Here is a 21,338-nt window from a genome sequence, read left to right as displayed (position 1 = left end):
ATTAAAAAAAAACCGTTAAATTAAACTACTGCACTGTAAATCGACGAAGTGACTGTTTTCATCTTTAAACGTTCTCTTCTTGAGGCGTGTATATGCTCTAGAATAGCGTTTATTTCTTTAAACTTAGGTGTTAACTCGATTAATCTACCATTACTATTGGTAGTTAATTCTTTCTTACAATGCCTGCAAGTATATTCTTTTACATGGTATGTAACTTTCTTGCTTACTTGGTAATCATGACCAAATAGATTGCAGTATATCTTTGGTATTAGCATTGATTTGTTGGGAGTAGTTTTTTTCATTTTGGGAACAATTCGAATATAAATATAAATAAAAAAAACAAAGTAACGACAAAACGCTATATTTTTTCGACAAAACGCATTAATGTATTTAGTAAATCCTCTTTATTTTCAATATGGCTCATGTGTCCATCAGGAAACTCTACAACTTTTACACAGGTATTTATCGTTTGATTAATTAATGAATCATAATCTAAAACAGGATCTTTTTTACTAATAATCATAAGTTGTTTGTAAGAAGCTATTTGTAAAATTTTTTCTCTGTTTTTTCTAGTTTTCATACCCTCTAAAGCTGCAATTATACCTTGTAAAGGAGTTTGTAAGGCTTCTTTTTTTATTTGCTTTATTTCTTCTGAAAAAAGGATTCTATTTTTGGGCCTGAATAAATTTGATATTGCCATGTTTACAAACATTTTATAGTCTTGCTTTACAACTAAAATGGCCCTATCTCTATTTTTCTTTCGTTCTGATGAGTCTGCTTGTGCAGTTGAATTCATCAAACATAATCCTTTAACCATTTCAGGATTTTTTTCAGCGAAAGCAAGTGCTACATAACCACCCATAGAATGACCAACAAAAATAACTTTTGTGATTTTAAGTTTTTTAAGTACTGCTTCAACGGCTTCTGCCATAAGTTCCATGGTATGAATATATCCTAAACAATCTGTTTGTCCATGACCTAATAAATCAATACAAATAACTCGCTTGTTTTTTGATAAACTAGTGATAAAGGGAAGCCACATAGAAGAGTTTTCTAAAAAACCATGCAATAAAACAATAGGGTTTCCTTTGCCTTTATCGGTGTAAAAAATATGGGCATCTTTGTACTCTAAAAACATTTTTAATTTATATTAGACAAAGATAAAACCATCCTATGAATAAAACTAGAGAAACCTTCGTCTTCGGTTTTGCTTTATTTTCCGGTTTTTTTGGCGCTGGAAATTTAATCTTACCTCCTCTTTTAGGTTTTAAATCTGGTCCGGATTGGTGGATTGTAGCTATAGGTTTTATTATAACCACTACTATTATACCACTGTTATCTATTTTTGCTCATGCTAAATTACAGGGGACTATGTATGATTTTGGCAAAAAAGTTTCTCCTTTATTCAGTACAATTTTTTGTTTTGTTATTTATGCAATTGTAATTGCTTTACCATGCCCTAGAACAGCAGCAGTAACACACGAAATAGCTATTGCTCCAAATTTTGGAACAAGTGCATTACTAACCAGTTTACTGTATTTTATCCTTGTTTTTATTTTTGTTTTTAACAGAAGTCAAGTGCTTAATATTCTTGGTAAGTATTTAACACCTATAATAGTTTTAATATTAATTACTATAATTTGTGTTGGTATATTTTCTCCTTTAACCGAAATGAATATATCAACTTTTCAAACACCTTTAATTAGTGGATTATTAGAAGGCTATCAAACCTATGATGCCATTGCAGGATTGGTTACAGGTGGTATGGTAATAGTTTCTATAAATAGTTTTAAAACTAGTTTAAATTTTGAGGAAAAGAAAAAGATGATTTCCAAATCTGGAATTATTGCCATGGGAGGTCTATTTATCATCTACTTAGGACTTATAGTTATTGGAGCAATTTACAATAAGCAATTTGATACGAATATTTCAAGAACAGAACTTCTTTCAGGGATAGCATTAAAAACATTAGGACTGATAGGTTCTACTTTTTTAAGTGTTTTGGTGAGTCTATCATGTTTTACCACAGCTGTAGCTATTATTGTTAGTATAGCAGATTTTTTTAAAGTGTATTTTAAGACTTTTAAAAATGCTTATTTTTATACAACTAGTTTTTGCTGTTTGGTAGGAATTCTTATAGGGCAAATGGATGTAAAGTATATAATTAATATAGCACTGCCTGCTTTAATGTTTCTTTACCCCATATGTATTGTTTTAATTTTACTTAACATTATGCCAGAAAAAATGGCTTCAAAACTCGTTTTTAGATGTGTTGTTTTAATAGCTTTTATTTTTAGTATTCCAGATTTTTTAGGTTTTGTTTTTCCTACTAATAATTTAGAAAATTTAAAATCATTAATACCCTTAGCGAATCAAAATTTAGGTTGGGTTTTACCTGCTTTTTTAACATTTATTTTAGTAAATATTTTTGAAAAATTTAAATCTTAAACCTAAGATTTTACTTTTTTAATAGCCGTAAAAGCCTTATCTACGAACTCATCTTCAACCAAAATAGTAAATTCATTAGTTGTAGAAATTACTTCATAAAGGACAACGCCTTCCCAAGCTAAACGTTTAAAGAAGTGATAATATAAACCCGCAATTTTAGAGTTATCTTTTGGTAGATTTATACTAATAGCAGATAAGCCATCCTGAACAGCTAGAAATGTTTCATTTTTTAATTGTTCTTCTATAAAACTTTTTAAACTACTAGAAATTATAATGTTACTTTCATGAATCCCTCTAGTAAAGGTGTAAAACAATTTAGATTCCTGATTAATTCTCTCTAAAATTTTAGCATGATTATCAATGATAGTATCTGAATTCTTTACCGTAAAATCAGTTAAATTAGACCGTACTGTTATATCTCCTAAATTTTGGATAACACGTTTCATTTTAACCGAATTTGAAAGTGAAGCTGGTGGATTGTATCGTCTTAGAGCCATCATTATAGCTCCAGGTTTTACATCTTTTTTTAGCATTTCACTTATTGGCTTAGTAAGTTCAATAGCTAAAGCACTAAAGTTAATAATGTTTCTAGAAAGCGCCTCTTCTAAATAAGGTTGCGCTATTAAAATGTCTTCTACACAGTTAGATACAGTTTTCATGTTAATTATTTAACAATATGTGCAAAAATAAACATTTTTTTCAATAAACATAGTTAATTGTAAAATGAGTTATAATTTTACCAATAAATTAATGAAAATGAAGGTATTGAAATTTGGAGGAACCTCGGTAGGTTCAGTAGAAAATATGAACAACGTTAAAAATATTATTAACGATGGACAAAGAAAAGTTGTAGTCCTTTCGGCTATGTCTGGTACTACTAATCAGTTAGTAGCTATTGCTCAAGATATTGCAGAAAAGAATCCTAACGAAGCTATCGATAAAATTAACAAACTAAATGAAACATACTTTACTGCAATTGATAAACTTTTAAGAAATAAAAAGTTAAATGAAGATGTTAAATCCTATGTTTCGGGAATATTTAATTTTTTAGTTGAAAGTACTTATAAAGAATATTCAGAAACTATAGAAAATCAAATAGTTGCTCAAGGAGAATTGCTTTCAACATACATGTTTAATAGTTATCTAAATCAAGAAGGGGTAAGTTCAGCTTTATTGCCAGCTCTAAGTTTTATGCGAATTGACGAGTTTACAGAACCTGATTATAATTACATTGAATCTAATTTTAAAGACGTTTTTGAAAATGTTGAAGAGTCTGAAATATATATAACTCAAGGTTTTATTTGTTTAGATATTAATGGAGAAATTTCTAATTTACAACGAGGAGGAAGCGATTATACTGCGACTATTATTGGTGCTGCTATTAAGGCTGAAGAAGTACAAATTTGGACAGATATTGATGGGATGCACAACAACGACCCAAGATATGTAGATAATACTAAGCCTATTTCTAATTTATCATTTGATGAGGCTGCTGAATTAGCTTATTTTGGAGCCAAAATATTACATCCACAAACTGTTACTCCTGTGAGAACTGATAATATTCCGGTTAGGTTAAAAAACACTATGAATCCTGAAGCTTATGGTACTTTAATTTCTAGTAAAACTTCTGTAAATGGAGTAAAAGCTATTGCTGCTAAAGATAACATTACTGCAATCAAAATTAAATCTGCGCGTATGTTGCAGGCGCATGGGTTTTTAAAAAAAGTATTTGAAATTTTTGAAAGCTACAAAACCTCAATAGATATGATTACTACCTCTGAGGTAGCAGTTTCGTTAACAATTGATGATGATAAGAATCTTGACAAAATTTTAGTTGAACTTGAGAAAATAGCAACTATAGAGGTAGATAAAAACCAAAGTATTGTTTGTTTAGTTGGTCATTCAGTAGTAAACCATCAAGATACTTTTAAGTTATTTCAAATATTACAAGATGTAAAAATTAGAATGATTTCATATGGGGGTAGTAATAATAATATTTCATTGCTAATTGATACAAAACATAAAATTACCACACTTCAAAAACTAAATAATTATTTATTTGAATTAGTCACTCTGTAAATTTATCTTAGTAATTATTGTTAAAAGAGTCGATTTAAAACGACTCTTTTTTAATTACAAATGGTTGCATAATTTGTAACATCATCTTTAATCCAATTGGTTGGAATATTTGCTAATTGGGAATCATTTACTTGAATACAGGTGATATTATTTGATGTACAATTTAGGTTAGTTAAATTTAGATTGTTACTTAAGTTTAATCCTGTAAGTTGATTATTATAGCATTGAAGCCAAGTTATAGATGCATTATTACTTACATCTAAGCTTGTAAGTTGTTGATTATTATTACACCATAAAATCTCTAAAGCTAAATTATTAGTGACATCTAAACTTGTAATTCGTGTATTTAAACATGTTAAGTTTTCTAGAGCCAGATTACTGCTAATATCAATACTTGAAATAGGATTGTTTCCAAATGATAAGGTTCTTAATGCGATGTTTTTGCTAACATCTAAACTACTAATTTGATTGTTATCGCAAGCAAAACTTTTTAAAGCTCTATTTTTTGTAATATCAATATTATTTAATTTGTTTCCAGAACATCCAAAAGTTTCCAAGGCTATATGTTTGCTAACATCTATATTAGTTAAAAGGTTGTCTGTGCAATCTAAAAGTTCTAGAGCTAAGTTATTACTCAGATTAATCCTCAATATACTATTATCCCAAAAGGAAAGATGTTTTAGATTGGTATTTGTATCAACATCTAACACGCTTAATTTATTAAATCTACAATCTAGAAATTCTAAATCTATATTATTACTAATATCTAATTGGGATAAGTTATTCCCGTAACACCATAGTTTTTTTAAGTCCACGTTATTATCAATGTTTAGATTTGAAAGTTGCAGATTCTCATAGGTATATAATTCTATTAAATTAACAGCCTTACTTAAGTCTAGGTTTGTAATACCACTTCTAAAGCACTTTAATATTTTAAGCTCAATATTTTTGCTGATATTTAAATTGGCTAAATTTTCAGATCCCATATCTGCAATTTCTAATTCCTTTAAATTTAAATTATTACTTAAATCTAGTGAAGAAATGTTTTGGGCAGAACAATTCAATTTTGATAAGCTAGTAAAATATTCAATGCCTTTTAAATCTCTCATTTTATCAACTAAATTTAAATTATAGCCAGATATATTGAGTTCATTCACCTCAACTACATTGGCAGTTAAAATTTCTCCATCTAAAACATCATCATAACCCAATTCAATTAAAGCCTGCTCAAAAGCTGGGTCTGGAATATTTCCAATTCTAGGAATACCGTCCTCATCATTTGGGCTACAATTGAATAATAAAACACTAAATGTAAGCGCACCAATTATTGTGTTTTTTTGGGTTTTTATTTTCATTAGTGTTTATTAAATTAGTTTGATTTCTTAATTCATTAAATCTTCAATTTCATCAACTTCAATAGGAATGTTTTTCATTAAATTTATGGGTTCGCCTTTTTCTTGAATAACCACATCATCTTCTAAACGAATACCAAAATTTTCATTTGGAATATAAATACCTGGTTCTACAGTAAATACCATATTGGCTTGCATAGGTTCTGTTAAAATACCATAATCATGAGTGTCTAAACCCATGTGATGAGATGTTCCGTGCATAAAGTATTTTTTGTAAGCTGGCCAATCAGGATTTTCATTTTGAATGTCTGCTTTATCTAATAATTTTAAACCTAACAATTCGGAGGTCATTATCTTGCCAACTTCAACATGATATGCTGCCCAATCTGTGCCTGGAATTAACATTTTTGTTGCTTCTTTTTTAACTTTATTAACTGCATTATAAACTTGTTTTTGCCTATCAGAAAACCGTCCAGAAACAGGTATGGTTCTAGTCATGTCACTGGCATAATTTGCATACTCAGCAGCCACATCAAATAATATCAAATCGCCTGCTTTACATTGTTGGTTGTTTTCTATATAATGTAGAACGTTGGCATTGTTTCCTGATGCGATTATTGGTGTATAAGCAAATCCTTTTGAGCGGTTTTTTAAAAATTCATGAATAAATTCAGCTTCAATTTCATATTCCCACACACCAGGTTTTACAAAATTTAAAACGCGTTTAAAACCTTTTTCGGTGATGTTACAAGCATTTTGAATTAAATCTATTTCTATTTGGTCTTTTACTGAGCGAAGTCTTTGCAAAATAGGATTGCTTTTAGCAACTACATGTGCTGGATATTTTGCTTTTAGCCATTTAGTAAATCGATCTTCTCTTGTTTCAGTTTGCACGTTTGCACGGTAATGCTCGTTTGTATTTATGTAAACGGTATCACATTGCGTCATAAGTTCAAACATAATTTTTTCCATATCCTGCAGCCAATAAACAGTTTTAATACCACTAGTCTTTAAGGCCGCTTCCTTAGTTAGTTTTTCGCCTTCCCAAACAGCAATATGTTCGTTAGTCTCTTTTAAAAACAAAATTTCTCTATGTTTTTCTTTTGCACAATCCGGAAATAAAACTAAAATACTTTCCTCTTGGTCTACACCACTTAAATAAAAAATATCACGATGTTGTTGGAAAGGCATGGTACTATCTGCGCTTATTGGATAAATATCGTTTGAGTTAAATACAGCTAAACTATTTGGCTTCATTTTAGCCATAAAGTTTCTTCTGTTTTTAATAAAAAGTTTGTTGTTTATTGCTAAGTATTTCATTTTTATTTATTCATTTGATTTTATAAAATTAGCAAAACAAAATGAATCTCAGACCTAATTAATCATATTTGGCAACACACAATTTCGACTCCCAAAATAATTGATAAATAAAATCAACAAGCACTCTTTATAATCATTCTAAATAGCTAAAACAAGCAGATGTTATTTGTCTATATATGAACGCTGACGTACCTTTGTATTAAATAAATTAACGTTATAAAAATGGGCGGATTTTTTAAGTCTTCAATTGGAAGAAAAGTAGCCATGGCGCTTTCTGCATTCTTCCTTATGTTTTTCTTGGTTCAGCATTTATCAATTAACATTTTGTCGGTATTCAATCCCGATCTTTTCAACGAAGTTTCTCATTTTATGGGAACAAATCCATTGGTTCAATTTTTACTTCAACCTGTATTAATTTTTGGAGTTGTTTTTCATTTTGTAATGGGTTTTATTTTAGAGTTGAAAAACAATACTGCAAGAAAAGTTAGTTATGTTAAAACTAATGGTGCATCCAATTCTACTTGGATGAGTAGAAATATGATTTATAGCGGTATTGCTATACTTGCTTTTATTATACTTCATTTTATTGATTTTTGGTTTCCAGAAATAAATACTAAATTTATAAATGGCGATTGGTCGGGTACCATGGAAGGCGTTGAAGGTTTCAGATATCATGAAGAGCTTACTCATAAATTTCATAGTCATACAAGAACAATTGCCTACGTTATAGCGTTTGTTTTTTTAGCATTGCATTTGTTACACGGGTTTACTTCTGCTTTCCAATCTATGGGAGGTACAGCAGGAAGAAAGAAAACATTACAAAATATAGGTAAGGCCTATTCAATTATTATTCCAATAGGTTTCATTTTTGTAGCGCTTTATCATCATCTTAAATACGTATTAGAATAATATGGCAACGTTAGATTCAAAAATACCAAAAGGGCCATTAGCCGATAAATGGACTAATCATAAAAATAAAATAGACTTAGTTAATCCAGCTAATAAGCGTTTAATTGATGTTATTATTGTTGGTACAGGTTTAGCAGGAGGTTCTGCTGCAGCAACTTTAGCTGAGTTAGGCTATAATGTAAAATCATTTTGTTTTCAAGATTCTCCAAGACGTGCGCATTCTATCGCCGCTCAAGGAGGTATAAATGCTGCCAAGAATTATCAAGGTGATGGTGACTCTACATACAGGTTGTTTTACGATACTGTAAAAGGTGGAGATTATCGTTCGCGTGAAGCTAACGTACATCGTTTAGCTGAGGTTTCTACCAATATTATAGATCAATGTGTTGCACAAGGCGTTCCTTTTGCTCGTGATTACGGAGGTTTATTAGACAACCGTTCATTTGGTGGTGTTTTGGTTTCTAGAACATTTTACGCAAAAGGCCAAACAGGTCAACAGCTTTTATTAGGCGCTTATTCTGCAATGAATCGTCAAATAGGTCGTGGTAAAATTAAAATGTATAGTCGTCACGAAATGTTGGATGTGGTTATAGTGGATGGGAAAGCTAGGGGTATTATTGCACGAAATTTAGTGACAGGTGAAATTGAGCGTCATTCTGCCCATGCGGTTGTTTTAGGAACAGGGGGCTATGGTAATTTATTTTACCTATCAACTTATGCTATGGGTAGTAATGTAACTGCAGCATGGAAAGCTCACAAACGTGGTGCCTTTTTTGCAAATCCTTGTTTTACACAAATTCATCCAACTTGTATTCCAGTTTCAGGAGATCATCAATCTAAACTAACATTAATGTCTGAATCTCTTAGAAATGATGGTCGTATTTGGGTGCCAAAAAATATGGATGATGTTTTAGCTATTAGAGAGGGTAAATTAAAGCCAACTGATATTTCAGAGGAGAATAGAGATTATTATTTAGAACGTCGTTATCCAGCTTTTGGTAATCTAGTGCCCCGTGATGTGGCTTCTAGAGCAGCTAAAGAGCGTTGTGATGCAGGTTATGGAGTTAACAAAACAGGTGAAGCTGTTTATTTAGATTTTGCTGCAGCTATTCAACGTTATGGAAAAGAGCAAGCGCATATAAAAGGCCTAGATGAAAATGATAAGACCATAACTACTAAGTTAGGTAGAGATATAGTGAAGGCTAAGTATGGGAATTTATTCCAGATGTATGAAAAAATTGTAGATCAGAATCCATACGAAACACCAATGATGATTTATCCTGCAGTACATTATACTATGGGTGGTGTTTGGGTAGACTATAATTTAATGACTACCGTTCCTGGATTATATGCTATTGGAGAAGCTAACTTCTCTGATCATGGCGCTAATAGATTAGGCGCTTCTGCATTAATGCAAGGTCTAGCAGATGGTTATTTTGTGTTACCATACACGATTGGTGATTATTTATCTCATGATATTAGAACAGGAGCAATCTCTACTGACACAAAAGAGTTTGATGAAGCAGAAGAGAAAGTAAAATCTGACTTAGATAAACTTATAAATAACAACGGAACGCATTCTGTAGATTATTTCCATAAAAAACTTGGAAAAATTATGTGGAATAAATGTGGAATGGCAAGAAATGAGAAAGATTTAAAAGATGCCATTTCTGAAATAGCAGAATTAAGAGCTGAGTTCTGGAAAGATGTTAAAGTTCCAGGAACTGCTGGTGAATATAACGAAGAATTAGCTAAAGCCGGACGGGTTGCCGATTTCCTAGAATTGGGAGAGTTATTTGCTAAAGATGCGCTTCAAAGAGAAGAATCTGCTGGAGGACATTTTAGAGATGAATACCAAACTCCAGAAGGTGAAGCTATGAGAAGAAAAGAGTTTCAGTATGTTTCTGCTTGGGAATACAAAGGAGAACCTAAAGATGCTTTATTACATAAGGAAGAATTGGTATATGAAAATATTGAAGTAAAAGAAAGAAGTTATAAATAACAAAGTAGTTATGAAATTAACATTAAAAATATGGCGTCAAAAAAGCGCTAACGATCAAGGAAAAATTGTTGATTATAAACTTGATAATGTGTCCGCAGACATGTCATTTTTAGAGATGCTTGATGTTTTAAATCAAGATTTAATCGATAAGGATGAAGAACCAATTGCATTCGATCATGACTGTAGAGAAGGTATCTGTGGAAGCTGTTCTATGTTTATAAACGGACGTGCACATGGCCCAGACAGAGCAATAACTGTTTGTCAATTACACATGAGAAGTTTTAAAGACGGCGATACTATTTACATTGAACCTTGGCGTGCAACCGCATTTCCTGTAATTAAAGATTTAATTGTAGATAGAAGTGCTTTTGATCGCATTCAACAAGCAGGAGGTTTTATATCTGTAAATACTTCAGGAAATACGCAAGATGCGAATGCTACGTTAATTTCTAAACAAGCCGCAGATACAGCCATGGATGCAGCAACCTGTATTGGTTGTGGAGCCTGTGTAGCCACTTGTAAAAACTCAAGTGCTATGTTATTTGTTGGTGCAAAAGTTTCTCAATATGCCTTATTACCTCAAGGCCAAATAGAAGCTGCAGATAGAGTTAAAAACATGGTAGCTCAAATGGATTTAGAAGGTTTTGGAAACTGCACAAATACAGGAGCTTGTGAGGTAGAATGTCCTAAAGGTATTTCACTTGATAACATTGCTAGAATGAATAGAGAGCTTATGAAAGCATCTATTTAATTAGTATAATTATAATTCAAAACTCATATTATTTTACCTAATAATATGAGTTTTTCTTTTTTATAAAATTTGAATTTGTATGTTTAATTATAAAGATATTTTTCTTAATAAAATAATTTGCAATCATTATAAATGAATAAGTATATCTTATATTTTGTTATTATTTCTTGTTTGTTCATAAATAGAAGTCTTGCTCAAGTAGATATAATTGATGCTAATTTTTTTGACGAAATTGCTTTATTAAAGAACATTAAATCTTTGTCATCTGATGCTTTTGAAGGCAGAAGAACTGGTACAAGAGGCGCTATTAAGACACAGAAATACATAATTAATCAATTCCATTCTTTTAAAGTAAAGCCTTTAGTAAAAAATTATAATCAATCTTTTTCATTTATAGATAAAAGGGAGATATATAAAGCTGTTAATATTTTAGGTCTTATAAAAGGAACTGAACTACCAAAAAAATATATTGTTATTAGTGCGCATTATGATCATGAAGGTATTAAAAATGATAGAATATATAATGGTGCTGATGATAATGCTTCAGGATTAAGTGCTTTATTTAGTTTTGCAGAATATTTTAATAAATATCCGCCTAAGCATTCTGTGATTTTAGCAGCATTTGATGGTGAAGAATTGGGGTTACAAGGCTCTAAATATTTTGTAAATAATTCTATAATTTCTATTGATGATATTTTAATCAATTTGAATATGGATATGATTAGTAGAAATGCTAAAAACGAATTATTTGTTGTGGGTACATCAAAAAATAAAAAATTAGAAGCTATCGTTAATCGCTTAGATGATTCTGAAAAAATCAAACTATTAGCTGGTCATGATGGTTATGATGGTGAAGAAAACTGGACTTATTCTTCTGATCATGCTAACTTTCATAAAAAAGACATTCCATTTTTATATTTTGGAGTTGAAGATCATAAAGATTATCATGAGCCAACGGATGATTATGAAAATATTAATCCAGAGTTTTATATAGAAGCTGTTAAAACCATTATTTCAGTTTTTGAAAAAATAGATAGGTTATAGTTTTAACAGCTTGACTTTTATTTATTCTTCACTTCCATTTAAAACCATAAAAGCACCTTTTATAATAACATCTTTATTTATTAATCTATCAGCATTTATAATGTTAACATAAGTTTCAGATTCTGTACCTGTATCAACTTTAATTTTTTCAAAGTGAAATACGTTTTCTTTTTTACTTTTTAAAACTAAAACAAAGTTATTGCCATCTTGCTCAATAATAGCTTCTTTTGGAAGTGCTAGTTTGTTTTTAGATTCTATTATGATATCTGCCTCAATAAACATTCCAACTATAAAATTAGCCTTAGATTCATCATCCCTGTGTCCATGTACATTTACAGTTCGGGTATTTTCATCTATGGTAGTACCTACTAAATGTACTTCTGCTTTAAAAATTTTATCTGAGGCTTCAGGTATTTTAAATGCTATTTTTTGTCCCTTTTTTACATTCAGAATATCTTTTTCAAAAACAGATAATTCTAAGTGAATATGATCTGTATCTACAATTTCAATAATAACATCATTAGAAGAAACATGCATACCATTACTTATATTTACCTTGGTAATGTAACCATCTATAGGAGAATATAGGTTTATGCTAGAGGTAATAGTACCAGTTTCAACAGAAGTTGGATTGATATTTAACATCACTAATTTTTTACGTAAACCATTATAATTTGCTAAACTACTCTTATAAGAACTTTCGGCTTTTAAAAAGTTTTTTTGTGAGGTAATATTTTCAGCAAAAAGTGTTTCCTGGCGAATATATTCAGCTTTTAAATAGGTAAGTTGTTCCGCTACTTCTAGATACTGTTGTTGCAGTTCAATAAATTCAGGGTTTTCTAGCGTTACTAAAACCTGTCCTTTTTTAACTTTATCCCCTATTAATAAAGGTGTTTTGGTAATATAGCCACCCAAAAAGGTGCTTATTATAGCTTTGTTTTGAGGTGGTACATCAATCATACCGTTAGTTTTAATGGTCTCGTTAAATAAGTATTCTTCAATTCGACCTAGTTCCATTTTTTCGCTTGAAAATTGAGATTCACTAATTATAATTTCATTTTGGTTTAAAGTTTCCGAAACAGTAGTTTCATTGTTTTTTTCTGATTTTCCACATGCTACTAAAACAATTGAAAATAGTGTGATATATAGATATTTCATTTTTTAAAGTATTAGATAATTGATAGTAATGATAGTTTGGTTATAAGCATTTAGGTTGTCAAGGTAAGAGAGCTCAATATCGGTTGCAATCTCAATACTTTGTATGTATTGAAAGAAATCTATTTCGCCTTCCTTAAAGGTTTGTTCAGCGGTTTTTATAATTTCATTTGAAAGTGTTTTTCCTTGTGTTTCGTAATAAATTATGGCCTCGTTATATTGCTGAAGTTTTGCCAATAGTGATTGATATTCAACATTTAATTTAATGGAGTAGTCTTGTTTTTCCGCTTCAACTACTTCCTCAGCTATTTTTGATGCCTTGATTTTTGATGTATGTCCGCTAAAAAATAATGGGATTTTAACACCAAATTGATAGCCTTTAATATTTGTATTTAATGTACTGTTTGTTCCCTGAAAATATTCAACATTTAAATCTGGTAAAAGGTTTTGTTTTTCCTGTTGATTTAATGCGTTATAGTAGCTTTTAGAATTTTCGAAATATGAAAAACCTAAATTATTTTCAATTGAGATGCTTTGTAGTTCTAGTTTTTGTGGGCGGTTTTCAATAATAGAGAACGAATCAATTTGTATTATTTTTTTTAATTGTTCTTCGGCTAAAATAACTTCTTGTTGCGATTGTTTGTAAACTGTTTCAAGTTGTTTTCTTTTAGATTTTGCAGTAATCATTTCTAAATAATTCGTTTCTCCCAATTCAAAACGACGTTCAGACGCACTAACAAACTTTTCGTATAAACTATCCAGAAACTTATAGGTTTTTGTTTTATTCTTAGCAAAATTTAAATTCGAATATGCTAAATGCACATTGCGTTTTAAAGCTTCTAGCTGGATATCATAATGAGATTTTTCCATATTCAATTTTGCTTTATTTACTTTTTTATCAGCAAAATAAACGGTTGGAAATTTAAAATCTTGAGACACTCCAAAAACTCTTAATGGTTCACCATTTATAGCTAAATTATTTTCGTCATAACTATAATAAACAGCTGTTTTGTCAAAACTAAAAGCGCTTCCAACTAATGCTTTGGCTTCATTCGTTTTTAAAGATGATGCTTTTAAGTTTGAGTTGTTTTCAATAGCTAAATTAATAGCCTCATTAACTGTAATTTGCTCGTTTTGTGCATTTATTTTTAAACACAGTAAAAAAATAATAACAGTGATTATGTTTTTTTTGTTCATTTTAATTTCTTTTTTTTCTTCAAACCAAGCATATAAAACAGGTAGCACTATAAGTGTTAAAACGGTTGCGGTTACTAAGCCGCCAATAACAACGGTTGCTAATGGGCGTTGTACCTCGGCTCCTGCATTTGTTGAAATTGCCATTGGCAAAAAGCCCAAAGTAGCAGCAGCAGCTGTTAATAAAACGGGTCTTAAACGCTCTGTAGTCCCTCTTTTTATTAGTTCTTCTATATTTGTAATGCCTTCTTCTTTTAGTTCTTTAAAATGTTCGATTAAAACAATACCGTTTAATACCGCGATACCAAAAAGGGCAATAAAACCAACACCTGCTGAAATACTAAAGGGCATATCTCTAAACCATAATAATAAAATACCACCAACCGCCGATAGTGGAATAGCAGAATAAACCATAGCAGCTTCCTTTATTGAGCCAAATGCAAAATGGAGTAGAATAAAAATTAAAACAAGTGCTATGGGTACAGCTACCATTAATCTGGCTTTGGCACTTTGTAAGTTTTCAAATTGACCACCATAAGTGATACTATAGCCTACAGGGAGTTTTACTTTACTTTCAATAATGTTTCTAACATCATCTACAACAGATTGTAAATCTCTGTTTCTAACATTAATCCCTACAACAATTCTTCGTTTTGTATCGTCTCTAGAAATTTTTGCTGGTCCTGTTGTGTATTTAATTTCGGCTAACTCACTTAAAGGAATTTTAATTCCGCTAGGTGTATCCACATATAAATTTTCAAGATTTTCAATATTTGTTCTATGATTATGATCTAAACGAATTACTAAATCAAAGCGTTTTTCTCCTTCAAAAACATTCCCCACTATTTTTCCAGCAAAACCCATAGATATTATTTGATTAATATCTGAAATGTTTAAACCATATCGGGCAATTTTGTTTCTGTTATAATTAACACTCATTTGGGGTAAGCCTTCTACTTTTTCGATAATGATATCTGATGCACCTTCCACATTTTGAATAAGTGATTTAATTTCGTTTGCTTTATTAGCTAAGATTGATAAGTCTTCACCAAAAATTTTAACAGCAACATCGGCACGAACACCTGTAATTAATTCATTGAATCGCATTTCTATGGGTTGTGTAAATTCTACTTCCATACCCGGAATTATAGCAAGTGCTTCTTTAAATTTATCAGCAAGTTTATCTTTACTTTCCGCCGAAACCCATTCGCTTTTTGGTTTTAATTTTATGATCACATCACTCTCTTCCATACTCATTGGGTCAGTTGGTACTTCGGCAGCACCAATTCTACTAACTACTTGATCTACTTCCGGAAAATTTCCTAAAAGAATTTGTTCAATTTTAGTTGTTATTTCAATGGTTTTACCCAATGATGTTCCAGTTTTTAAAACGGGCTGAATTACAAAGTCACCTTCATCTAATGTTGGCACAAATTCGCCTCCCATTGTTGTAAAAAGCCAAATACTTGACACCAATAATAAACCCGCTAGAGAAACCACAATTTTTTTATTTTCTAAAGCCCAATGAATGGTTGGTTTATATAATTTAGTTAAGAATGTCATTAACCTAACCGATATATTTTTATCGCTTTGTTTATTAGGTTTTAAAAACATTGATGAAATTACAGGCACATAGGTTAAGCAAAATAGCATAGCACCAATTAAAGCAAAACTGAAGGTAAGCGCCATAGGTTTAAACATTTTGCCTTCAACACCACTTAATGATAAAATAGGAATGAAAACAATCAAAATGATAAGCTGCCCAAAAATGGCAGAATTCATCATTTTTGATGCACTTTTATAAGTAATTGTATCTATCTGAATTTGCTGATCTATTTTAGAAAGTGATGAAATTTTTGCACTCTGACTCGTAATTTGAAAGGCTATAAATTCAACAATAATAACAGCGCCATCAATGATGATTCCAAAGTCAATAGCACCTAAACTCATTAAATTGGCGTCAATCCCAAAAATATTCATGAGTGAAATGGCAAATAACAAACACAATGGAATTACCGAAGCCACAACTAAACCAGAACGTAAATTACCTAACAATAAAACCACAACAAAAATGACTATAAGTGAGCCCAAAATTAAATTTTCGGCTACGGTAAATGTTGTTTTCGCAATAAGTTCACTACGTTCCAAAAAACCATTAATATACACACCTTCGGGTAAAGAATTTTGTATAGAAGCAACACGTTCTTTAACGGCATCAATAACTTGTTTAGAGTTACCATCTTTAAGCATCATAACTTGCCCTAGTACTTTTTCGCCTTCGCCATTCCCAGTTATAGCTCCAAAACGGGTAGCACTCCCAAAACCTACTTGAGCTACATCTTTTATGTAAACTGGCAAGCGGTCGTTTTTTATAACTATATTTTCGATATCATTTAGCGAATTAACTAAGCCTTCACCACGAATAAAAAATGCTTTATTGGTTTTTTCGATGTATCCACCACCAGCAACACTGTTATTTTTTATTAAAGCATCAAAAATTTCCATGTAAGTAATATTCATGGCTTTCAGCTTTTCTGGATTAATGGCAACTTCGTATTGTTTTAAATTTCCACCCCATGTATTTACTTCTACCACTCCTGGAATTCCAGAAAGTTGGCGTTTTACTATCCAATCTTGTATGGTTCGTAATTCGGTAGAAGAATAACGGTTTTTAAATTCGGGTTTTACATCTAAAATATATTGATAAATTTCGCCCAATCCCGTTGTAATAGGTCCCATTTCTGGAGAACCAAAACCCTCCGGGATTTTCTCTGATGCCGATTTTATTTTTTCTGCAATAAGTTGTCTGGGTAAATAGGTTCCTAGTTTATCTTCAAAAACAATAGTAACCACTGATAATCCAAATTTTGATACAGAACGAATTTCTTCAACTCCCGGTAAATTGGCCATTTCTAGCTCTACTGGGTAGGTAATAAATTGTTCAACATCTTGTGTTGATAAGTTTCTGGAGGTTGTAATAACCTGTACTTGGTTATTGGTTATATCTGGTACAGCACCAATAGGAATTTGTGTTAAAGAGAAAATTCCAAGACCAATAACAAATGCTGTAAAAAGTAGAATAATTAGCTTATTTTTTAAGCTGAATTTTATGATGTTTTCTAGCATAATTCATTTTAATGAAAATTAATGATTCCTATTTAAACAATTAATTTTAAATAGGTTAAAAATAAATGTCGAAAAAATTAAGCTAATTTTGGAGGCTGAAAAACAGATGGTTTTTCAAATAAAGAAATAGATTCTTTGTAAATAAAGTTTAGAGGAACTTCTATTAATGTTGAAGAATTAGCAGGATAAATGATGGTTTGAAATAACGTAAATGACGTGTTTATATGCGAAAGTATATGGTGACTATCTTTAAAAGGCAAATCTTCGTGCTCTTTGTGCTTGTTTTGATGAGACGCCATTTGTTCGCCGTAATGTTCTGAAATAAATTCAAAAAAATTATCGCCATAAACTTCTTGATGATACTTGGCATGATCCAATAGCGCATTGAACTTTGAGATGTCTTCAATGTTGATATTGAAACTCTGAATAAGAATCAAAATAGAATAAGATATGACGGTTATTTTACTCATATACTCAGCAATATTACAAAAATATTTTTTAGAAAGTCTGATAATATATTTAAAAATAGGCTTTTAACTGAATAGAACCTGAATGAATAGTCCTACTAGTTTCTGTTTTTCTTCCAAAATAACTCAAATTGAGATCTAAAAAATTTGTTAGTTTTTTTTGAGCTAACAAACTCCAAGTAAAGTTTCTTCCAGGTTGTAAACCTTCAAGAATTTGATAGGCTACTGGCGTATTTGCGTTTCCAGCATAATTATTTGAAAAATAATTAAATTCACCATTTAGTGCACTTTTTTGACTGTTTGCTAAAGCGAATGAAACTCCATATTTCTGTTGTTTTAGAGACTCTAAGTTTCCAATGGTATTTTCTTTACTGGTATGTTGGTAAAAAATATCGAAACTAGAATTATCATTAAATAGATAAGATAATTTCGGATTCAATCGAACTTCATTAAAATTAAAGTTTCTGCTAGAGAAATTTTCGCTAACACTTTCATTATTATCAAAAGTTGTTAGTAAATTAAAAAGCCAACTTTCGGCTATTTTATGATTAAAATTTAACTGATGGCTTTTTAAACTATTTTCTATAAAGCCTATAGATAAAATTGTTCTGGTGGTATTTTCAAGAAACGTGTAAGATGTTGTATAATGTTGTTTACCCCTATTAAAAAATAACACATTCCTAAAATTTAATTGCAAACCTAATTGGTTTTCTAAATTATTTTCAAAGGGATTAAGATTAAAACTATTGCCATTTCGTCTGGTTTTTCTATCAATTAAATAACTGGTTTGATTGTAAAAGTGTGACCAGAATTTTTTTGATTTATTGTCTAAAACCGACCATTGTGAAGGATTAATAATGATTGTTTGACTTAATCTGTTTTGATGAGTTTTTATAAAAATTCTGTTTGGTAAAAGTATTCTAATGTATGTTCCTTGGTCTTGAAATTGCGCAATTTCAAATTCTTCTAACTCCTGTATGCCATTGTTGTTATAATCAATCCAAGTATAGGTCCCTTGTCCTGCTTCTACTTCAACATAGGTAAAATCTTGCTGTGGCAAGGTGCCCGAGTTTGTTTCAAAAACAGTATTCCATTGAATAATTTGCTCAAAAAGTTTTTGATTAAACTGCATTCTCGAATTTACAGATTGCTCATCTTCAATAGTTTCATCAACACTTTTTAAATTTCTGTAATTGGCATAAAAGGATAGATTAGTTTTTTTATTTTGAATTAATTTTGAATTTATATAAAAGGTATTAGAGGTGTTTACCTTTTGTAATTCGTTATTTCTAATACTATCATTCACTCGGTTTTTATAACCAAATTCTCCAAAAACCTTAGTGCTGTCTCCTACACCAATAAACACTTGGTACGATTTAAATTTTTGACTTAGTGGTGTTAGTGTTTGTGTTAAAACCGATCTTTGTTCATTATCTTCAATTGCTATTTTTGTTCCAATCCAACTCTTTTTCATACTGTAAGTAATCCTATTTTCAGACCTTAAAAAAGTTGAGGTGTTAATATTAGAGCCTGCATTTAAAAAACTTGAGTAAGATGAAATATTAAAGTTATTTAAAAGTAAATTACTATTTAGAACGTGCCTATTACCATTAAAACTATCCGAAAAATTTAAATGTTCAAAACGATAATTTAAATACCCTTTTTTATGATGGAACATTCTAAAGCCAGAATTTAAAAGTGTCTGATTTCCTAAGTTATAACCAATGCCATTAATATTGTTGAGGTCTAAATTCCAATCTCTATTAAATTCTGGATTGTATAAACCTTCAATATTTCGATAGTTAGAAGTCACATAATCCGTATCAATAAAAGCCTCTAAATTCCAAAGGCTGTCTTTTTTTATAAGAGCTTGTTCTATATTGATTTTACCAGCAAAACCATTATTATTTTCATCATCAATATTCGAAAACAAATTCAAATCATTTTTACTAGCCGAAGTTTCAAAATTTATGACTGTTTTTTCTGTTGGCTTATACCGTCCGTTTAAAACGGCTATTTGCAATTTTGTTGGTGCAACTAATTGTATAATCGGTGCAAAATTTCCTTGATTAACACCAACATATTCATAAATGTTATTAATAGCATTAATACTACTTAAAATGTAATCACCTTGATTATCTCCAACTAAGGTAAATGTTACTCGATACAATTCGTCATTTGGGTCGTTTGAGAAAACAAAAGCTTCGTTACCACTAATAAGTTCTTTTCTGTATAAAATTCTATTCTCGTTTAAATCTTCAAGCACTTCGGATGGTGCTGTCATTAGGGTTCTATCATCACCAGCATTTGCCAAAATTTGAACCTGATCTTGAGAAATATTTTGTTGTAACGGTTGGTTTTTTGCATCATTTTCGGAATATACAGATACCCCAATATTCAGTTTTTCACTTTCAAATGTACCACCACCATAAGCTACAAAACGGGAATAATTTCTATCGCTAAATTGATAATCAACCGTAATACGCATTTCGGAAGTAATGGGAAATGTTGCATTAAAAATAATTTCGCCGGCGTTATAATCTATGATATAATCTTGATCTTCACCACGTTTTACAGCAACACCATTCACATAAACTGTTTCGCTACCAGAAACTATTAAAACAAATAACTCACCATTTTGCCCTTGTAGTTTATACGGACCTTGATTGCCTTCTTGTGCAATAAATTGACTGGTTGTAAACTGCCCTCGAACAATAGCACCTGCAGCAAATAAATTTGTTTTTTGGGTATCACCGTTAAGTTTGACATTCAAATTTAAACCTTGAACGCGTTTAGAAAAAGAAGCAAAATAGGATTGGGTATTTATTAAATCAATATCTCCAGCTCGGATATTCCAGTTATCACTAAATAACTCAATAAAAACCTGATCAAATTCGTCTAAACGCTGACTATAACCACTTTCTTGTAAAGGGATATTGGCATCTTGAATAGAAGCTCTCAACGAAACTTTGTCATTTAATTTTCCTGAAATTTGTAAATCTAATTCACTATTTAAAACCGAGTTTTGATTATTACCAACAGTTACCCCTCGAGAGATACTTCCTGAAGTAGTTAAACCATCAAATGGAATAAAATTATTATAAGTATTAGGTTGAGATAGTTTATATAAGGTTGCATTATTATTGTTTTCTACAATAATTTTTTCGTCTAATTGTTTGTAAGTTTTAGTTAAAAATTCTGGGTATCTTAAATAACTGATTACAAGAGAATCTGTTTCAATCGTCTTTTTAAGAGTTAAACTAGCTGTAGAAAAATTTATATCATAAAAACTAGAATCTATAATATTATTATTTTTTGTTTTGACTGAAAACAAACTCGGATTTATGCTTACGCTATCAACCTGTATTGTATCCTTAATTGCAACTTTTTTGATTTTATAATTAGGATTTTGCTCTTGTGAAAACCCACAAAAACTAATTAAAAACCAAAGCAAATAAGTAAAAATCTTCATCAGATACTTAAACTGTAAA

General features: G+C 30.6%; 15 protein-coding genes. 6 read left to right on the top strand and 9 right to left on the bottom strand.

Annotated features, from left to right (window positions below; translation table 11 throughout):
* Nucleotides 1-20: 20 nt before the first annotated feature.
* Both AC1XJX_RS01170 and AC1XJX_RS01165 read right to left on the bottom strand, forming a co-directional pair.
* A complete protein-coding gene (locus AC1XJX_RS01170; protein ID WP_482002125.1) occupies nt 21-275 on the bottom strand; it encodes a hypothetical protein in 255 nt (84 codons plus the stop codon).
* 83 nt (nt 276-358) lie between these two features.
* Nucleotides 359-1,138 (bottom strand): alpha/beta fold hydrolase, encoded by a 780-nt coding sequence (locus AC1XJX_RS01165; RefSeq protein ID WP_482002124.1) that lies wholly within the window; start codon nt 1,136-1,138, stop codon nt 359-361.
* A gap of 35 nt (nt 1,139-1,173) precedes the next feature.
* Here AC1XJX_RS01165 and brnQ point away from each other — a divergent pair, with 35 nt between their 5' ends.
* Nucleotides 1,174-2,448 (top strand): branched-chain amino acid transport system II carrier protein, encoded by a 1,275-nt coding sequence (brnQ, locus tag AC1XJX_RS01160; protein WP_482002123.1) that lies wholly within the window; start codon nt 1,174-1,176, stop codon nt 2,446-2,448.
* A 2-nt stretch (nt 2,449-2,450) separates the two neighbouring features.
* On the opposite strand, the gene AC1XJX_RS01155 is transcribed toward brnQ, so the two are convergent.
* Complete coding sequence (locus AC1XJX_RS01155) at nt 2,451-3,107, bottom strand: hypothetical protein (protein WP_482002122.1); 657 nt, start codon at nt 3,105-3,107, stop codon at nt 2,451-2,453.
* 97 nt (nt 3,108-3,204) lie between these two features.
* Here AC1XJX_RS01155 and AC1XJX_RS01150 point away from each other — a divergent pair, with 97 nt between their 5' ends.
* Complete coding sequence (locus AC1XJX_RS01150) at nt 3,205-4,527, top strand: aspartate kinase (RefSeq protein WP_482002121.1); 1,323 nt, start codon at nt 3,205-3,207, stop codon at nt 4,525-4,527.
* A gap of 50 nt (nt 4,528-4,577) precedes the next feature.
* On the opposite strand, the gene AC1XJX_RS01145 is transcribed toward AC1XJX_RS01150, so the two are convergent.
* The gene (locus tag AC1XJX_RS01145; protein ID WP_482002120.1) at nt 4,578-5,882 is read right to left on the bottom strand and encodes a leucine-rich repeat domain-containing protein; all 1,305 of its coding nucleotides are present in this window, start codon (nt 5,880-5,882) and stop codon (nt 4,578-4,580) included.
* Nucleotides 5,883-5,909: 27 nt separating this feature from the next.
* Nucleotides 5,910-7,199 (bottom strand): aminopeptidase P N-terminal domain-containing protein, encoded by a 1,290-nt coding sequence (locus tag AC1XJX_RS01140; RefSeq protein WP_482002119.1) that lies wholly within the window; start codon nt 7,197-7,199, stop codon nt 5,910-5,912.
* Between the two features lie 222 nt (nt 7,200-7,421).
* On the opposite strand from AC1XJX_RS01140, the gene AC1XJX_RS01135 reads away from it, so the two are divergent.
* From AC1XJX_RS01135 to AC1XJX_RS01120, 4 genes are all read left to right on the top strand, one after another.
* The gene (locus AC1XJX_RS01135; protein WP_482002118.1) at nt 7,422-8,108 is read left to right on the top strand and encodes a succinate dehydrogenase cytochrome b subunit; all 687 of its coding nucleotides are present in this window, start codon (nt 7,422-7,424) and stop codon (nt 8,106-8,108) included.
* A 1-nt stretch (nt 8,109) separates the two neighbouring features.
* Entirely contained in the window at nt 8,110-10,110 is a 2,001-nt protein-coding gene (locus AC1XJX_RS01130) for a fumarate reductase/succinate dehydrogenase flavoprotein subunit (protein WP_482002117.1), read from the top strand.
* A 10-nt stretch (nt 10,111-10,120) separates the two neighbouring features.
* Nucleotides 10,121-10,861, top strand: a complete 741-nt coding sequence (locus AC1XJX_RS01125; protein WP_482002116.1) for a succinate dehydrogenase/fumarate reductase iron-sulfur subunit — start codon at nt 10,121-10,123, stop codon at nt 10,859-10,861.
* Between the two features lie 132 nt (nt 10,862-10,993).
* Nucleotides 10,994-11,905: a M28 family peptidase gene (locus AC1XJX_RS01120; protein WP_482002115.1), complete on the top strand. Its 912-nt coding sequence runs from the start codon at nt 10,994-10,996 to the stop codon at nt 11,903-11,905.
* 21 nt (nt 11,906-11,926) lie between these two features.
* On the opposite strand, the gene AC1XJX_RS01115 is transcribed toward AC1XJX_RS01120, so the two are convergent.
* From AC1XJX_RS01115 to AC1XJX_RS01100, 4 genes are all read right to left on the bottom strand, one after another.
* Complete coding sequence (locus AC1XJX_RS01115; RefSeq protein ID WP_482002114.1) at nt 11,927-13,063, bottom strand: efflux RND transporter periplasmic adaptor subunit; 1,137 nt, start codon at nt 13,061-13,063, stop codon at nt 11,927-11,929.
* Nucleotides 13,064-13,066: 3 nt separating this feature from the next.
* Nucleotides 13,067-17,380 carry a CusA/CzcA family heavy metal efflux RND transporter gene (locus AC1XJX_RS01110; protein WP_482002113.1) on the bottom strand — a complete coding sequence of 1,438 codons (4,314 nt, stop codon included), beginning with the start codon at nt 17,378-17,380 and terminating at the stop codon, nt 13,067-13,069.
* Between the two features lie 77 nt (nt 17,381-17,457).
* Nucleotides 17,458-17,850 carry a hypothetical protein gene (locus AC1XJX_RS01105; RefSeq protein WP_482002112.1) on the bottom strand — a complete coding sequence of 131 codons (393 nt, stop codon included), beginning with the start codon at nt 17,848-17,850 and terminating at the stop codon, nt 17,458-17,460.
* A gap of 49 nt (nt 17,851-17,899) precedes the next feature.
* Entirely contained in the window at nt 17,900-21,319 is a 3,420-nt protein-coding gene (locus AC1XJX_RS01100; protein WP_482002111.1) for a hypothetical protein, read from the bottom strand.
* Between the last annotated feature and the right edge of the window lie 19 nt (nt 21,320-21,338).

The sequence above is a fragment of the Flaviramulus sp. genome (genome assembly GCF_982512915.1).
This window is presented reverse-complemented; position numbering and strand designations above follow the sequence as displayed.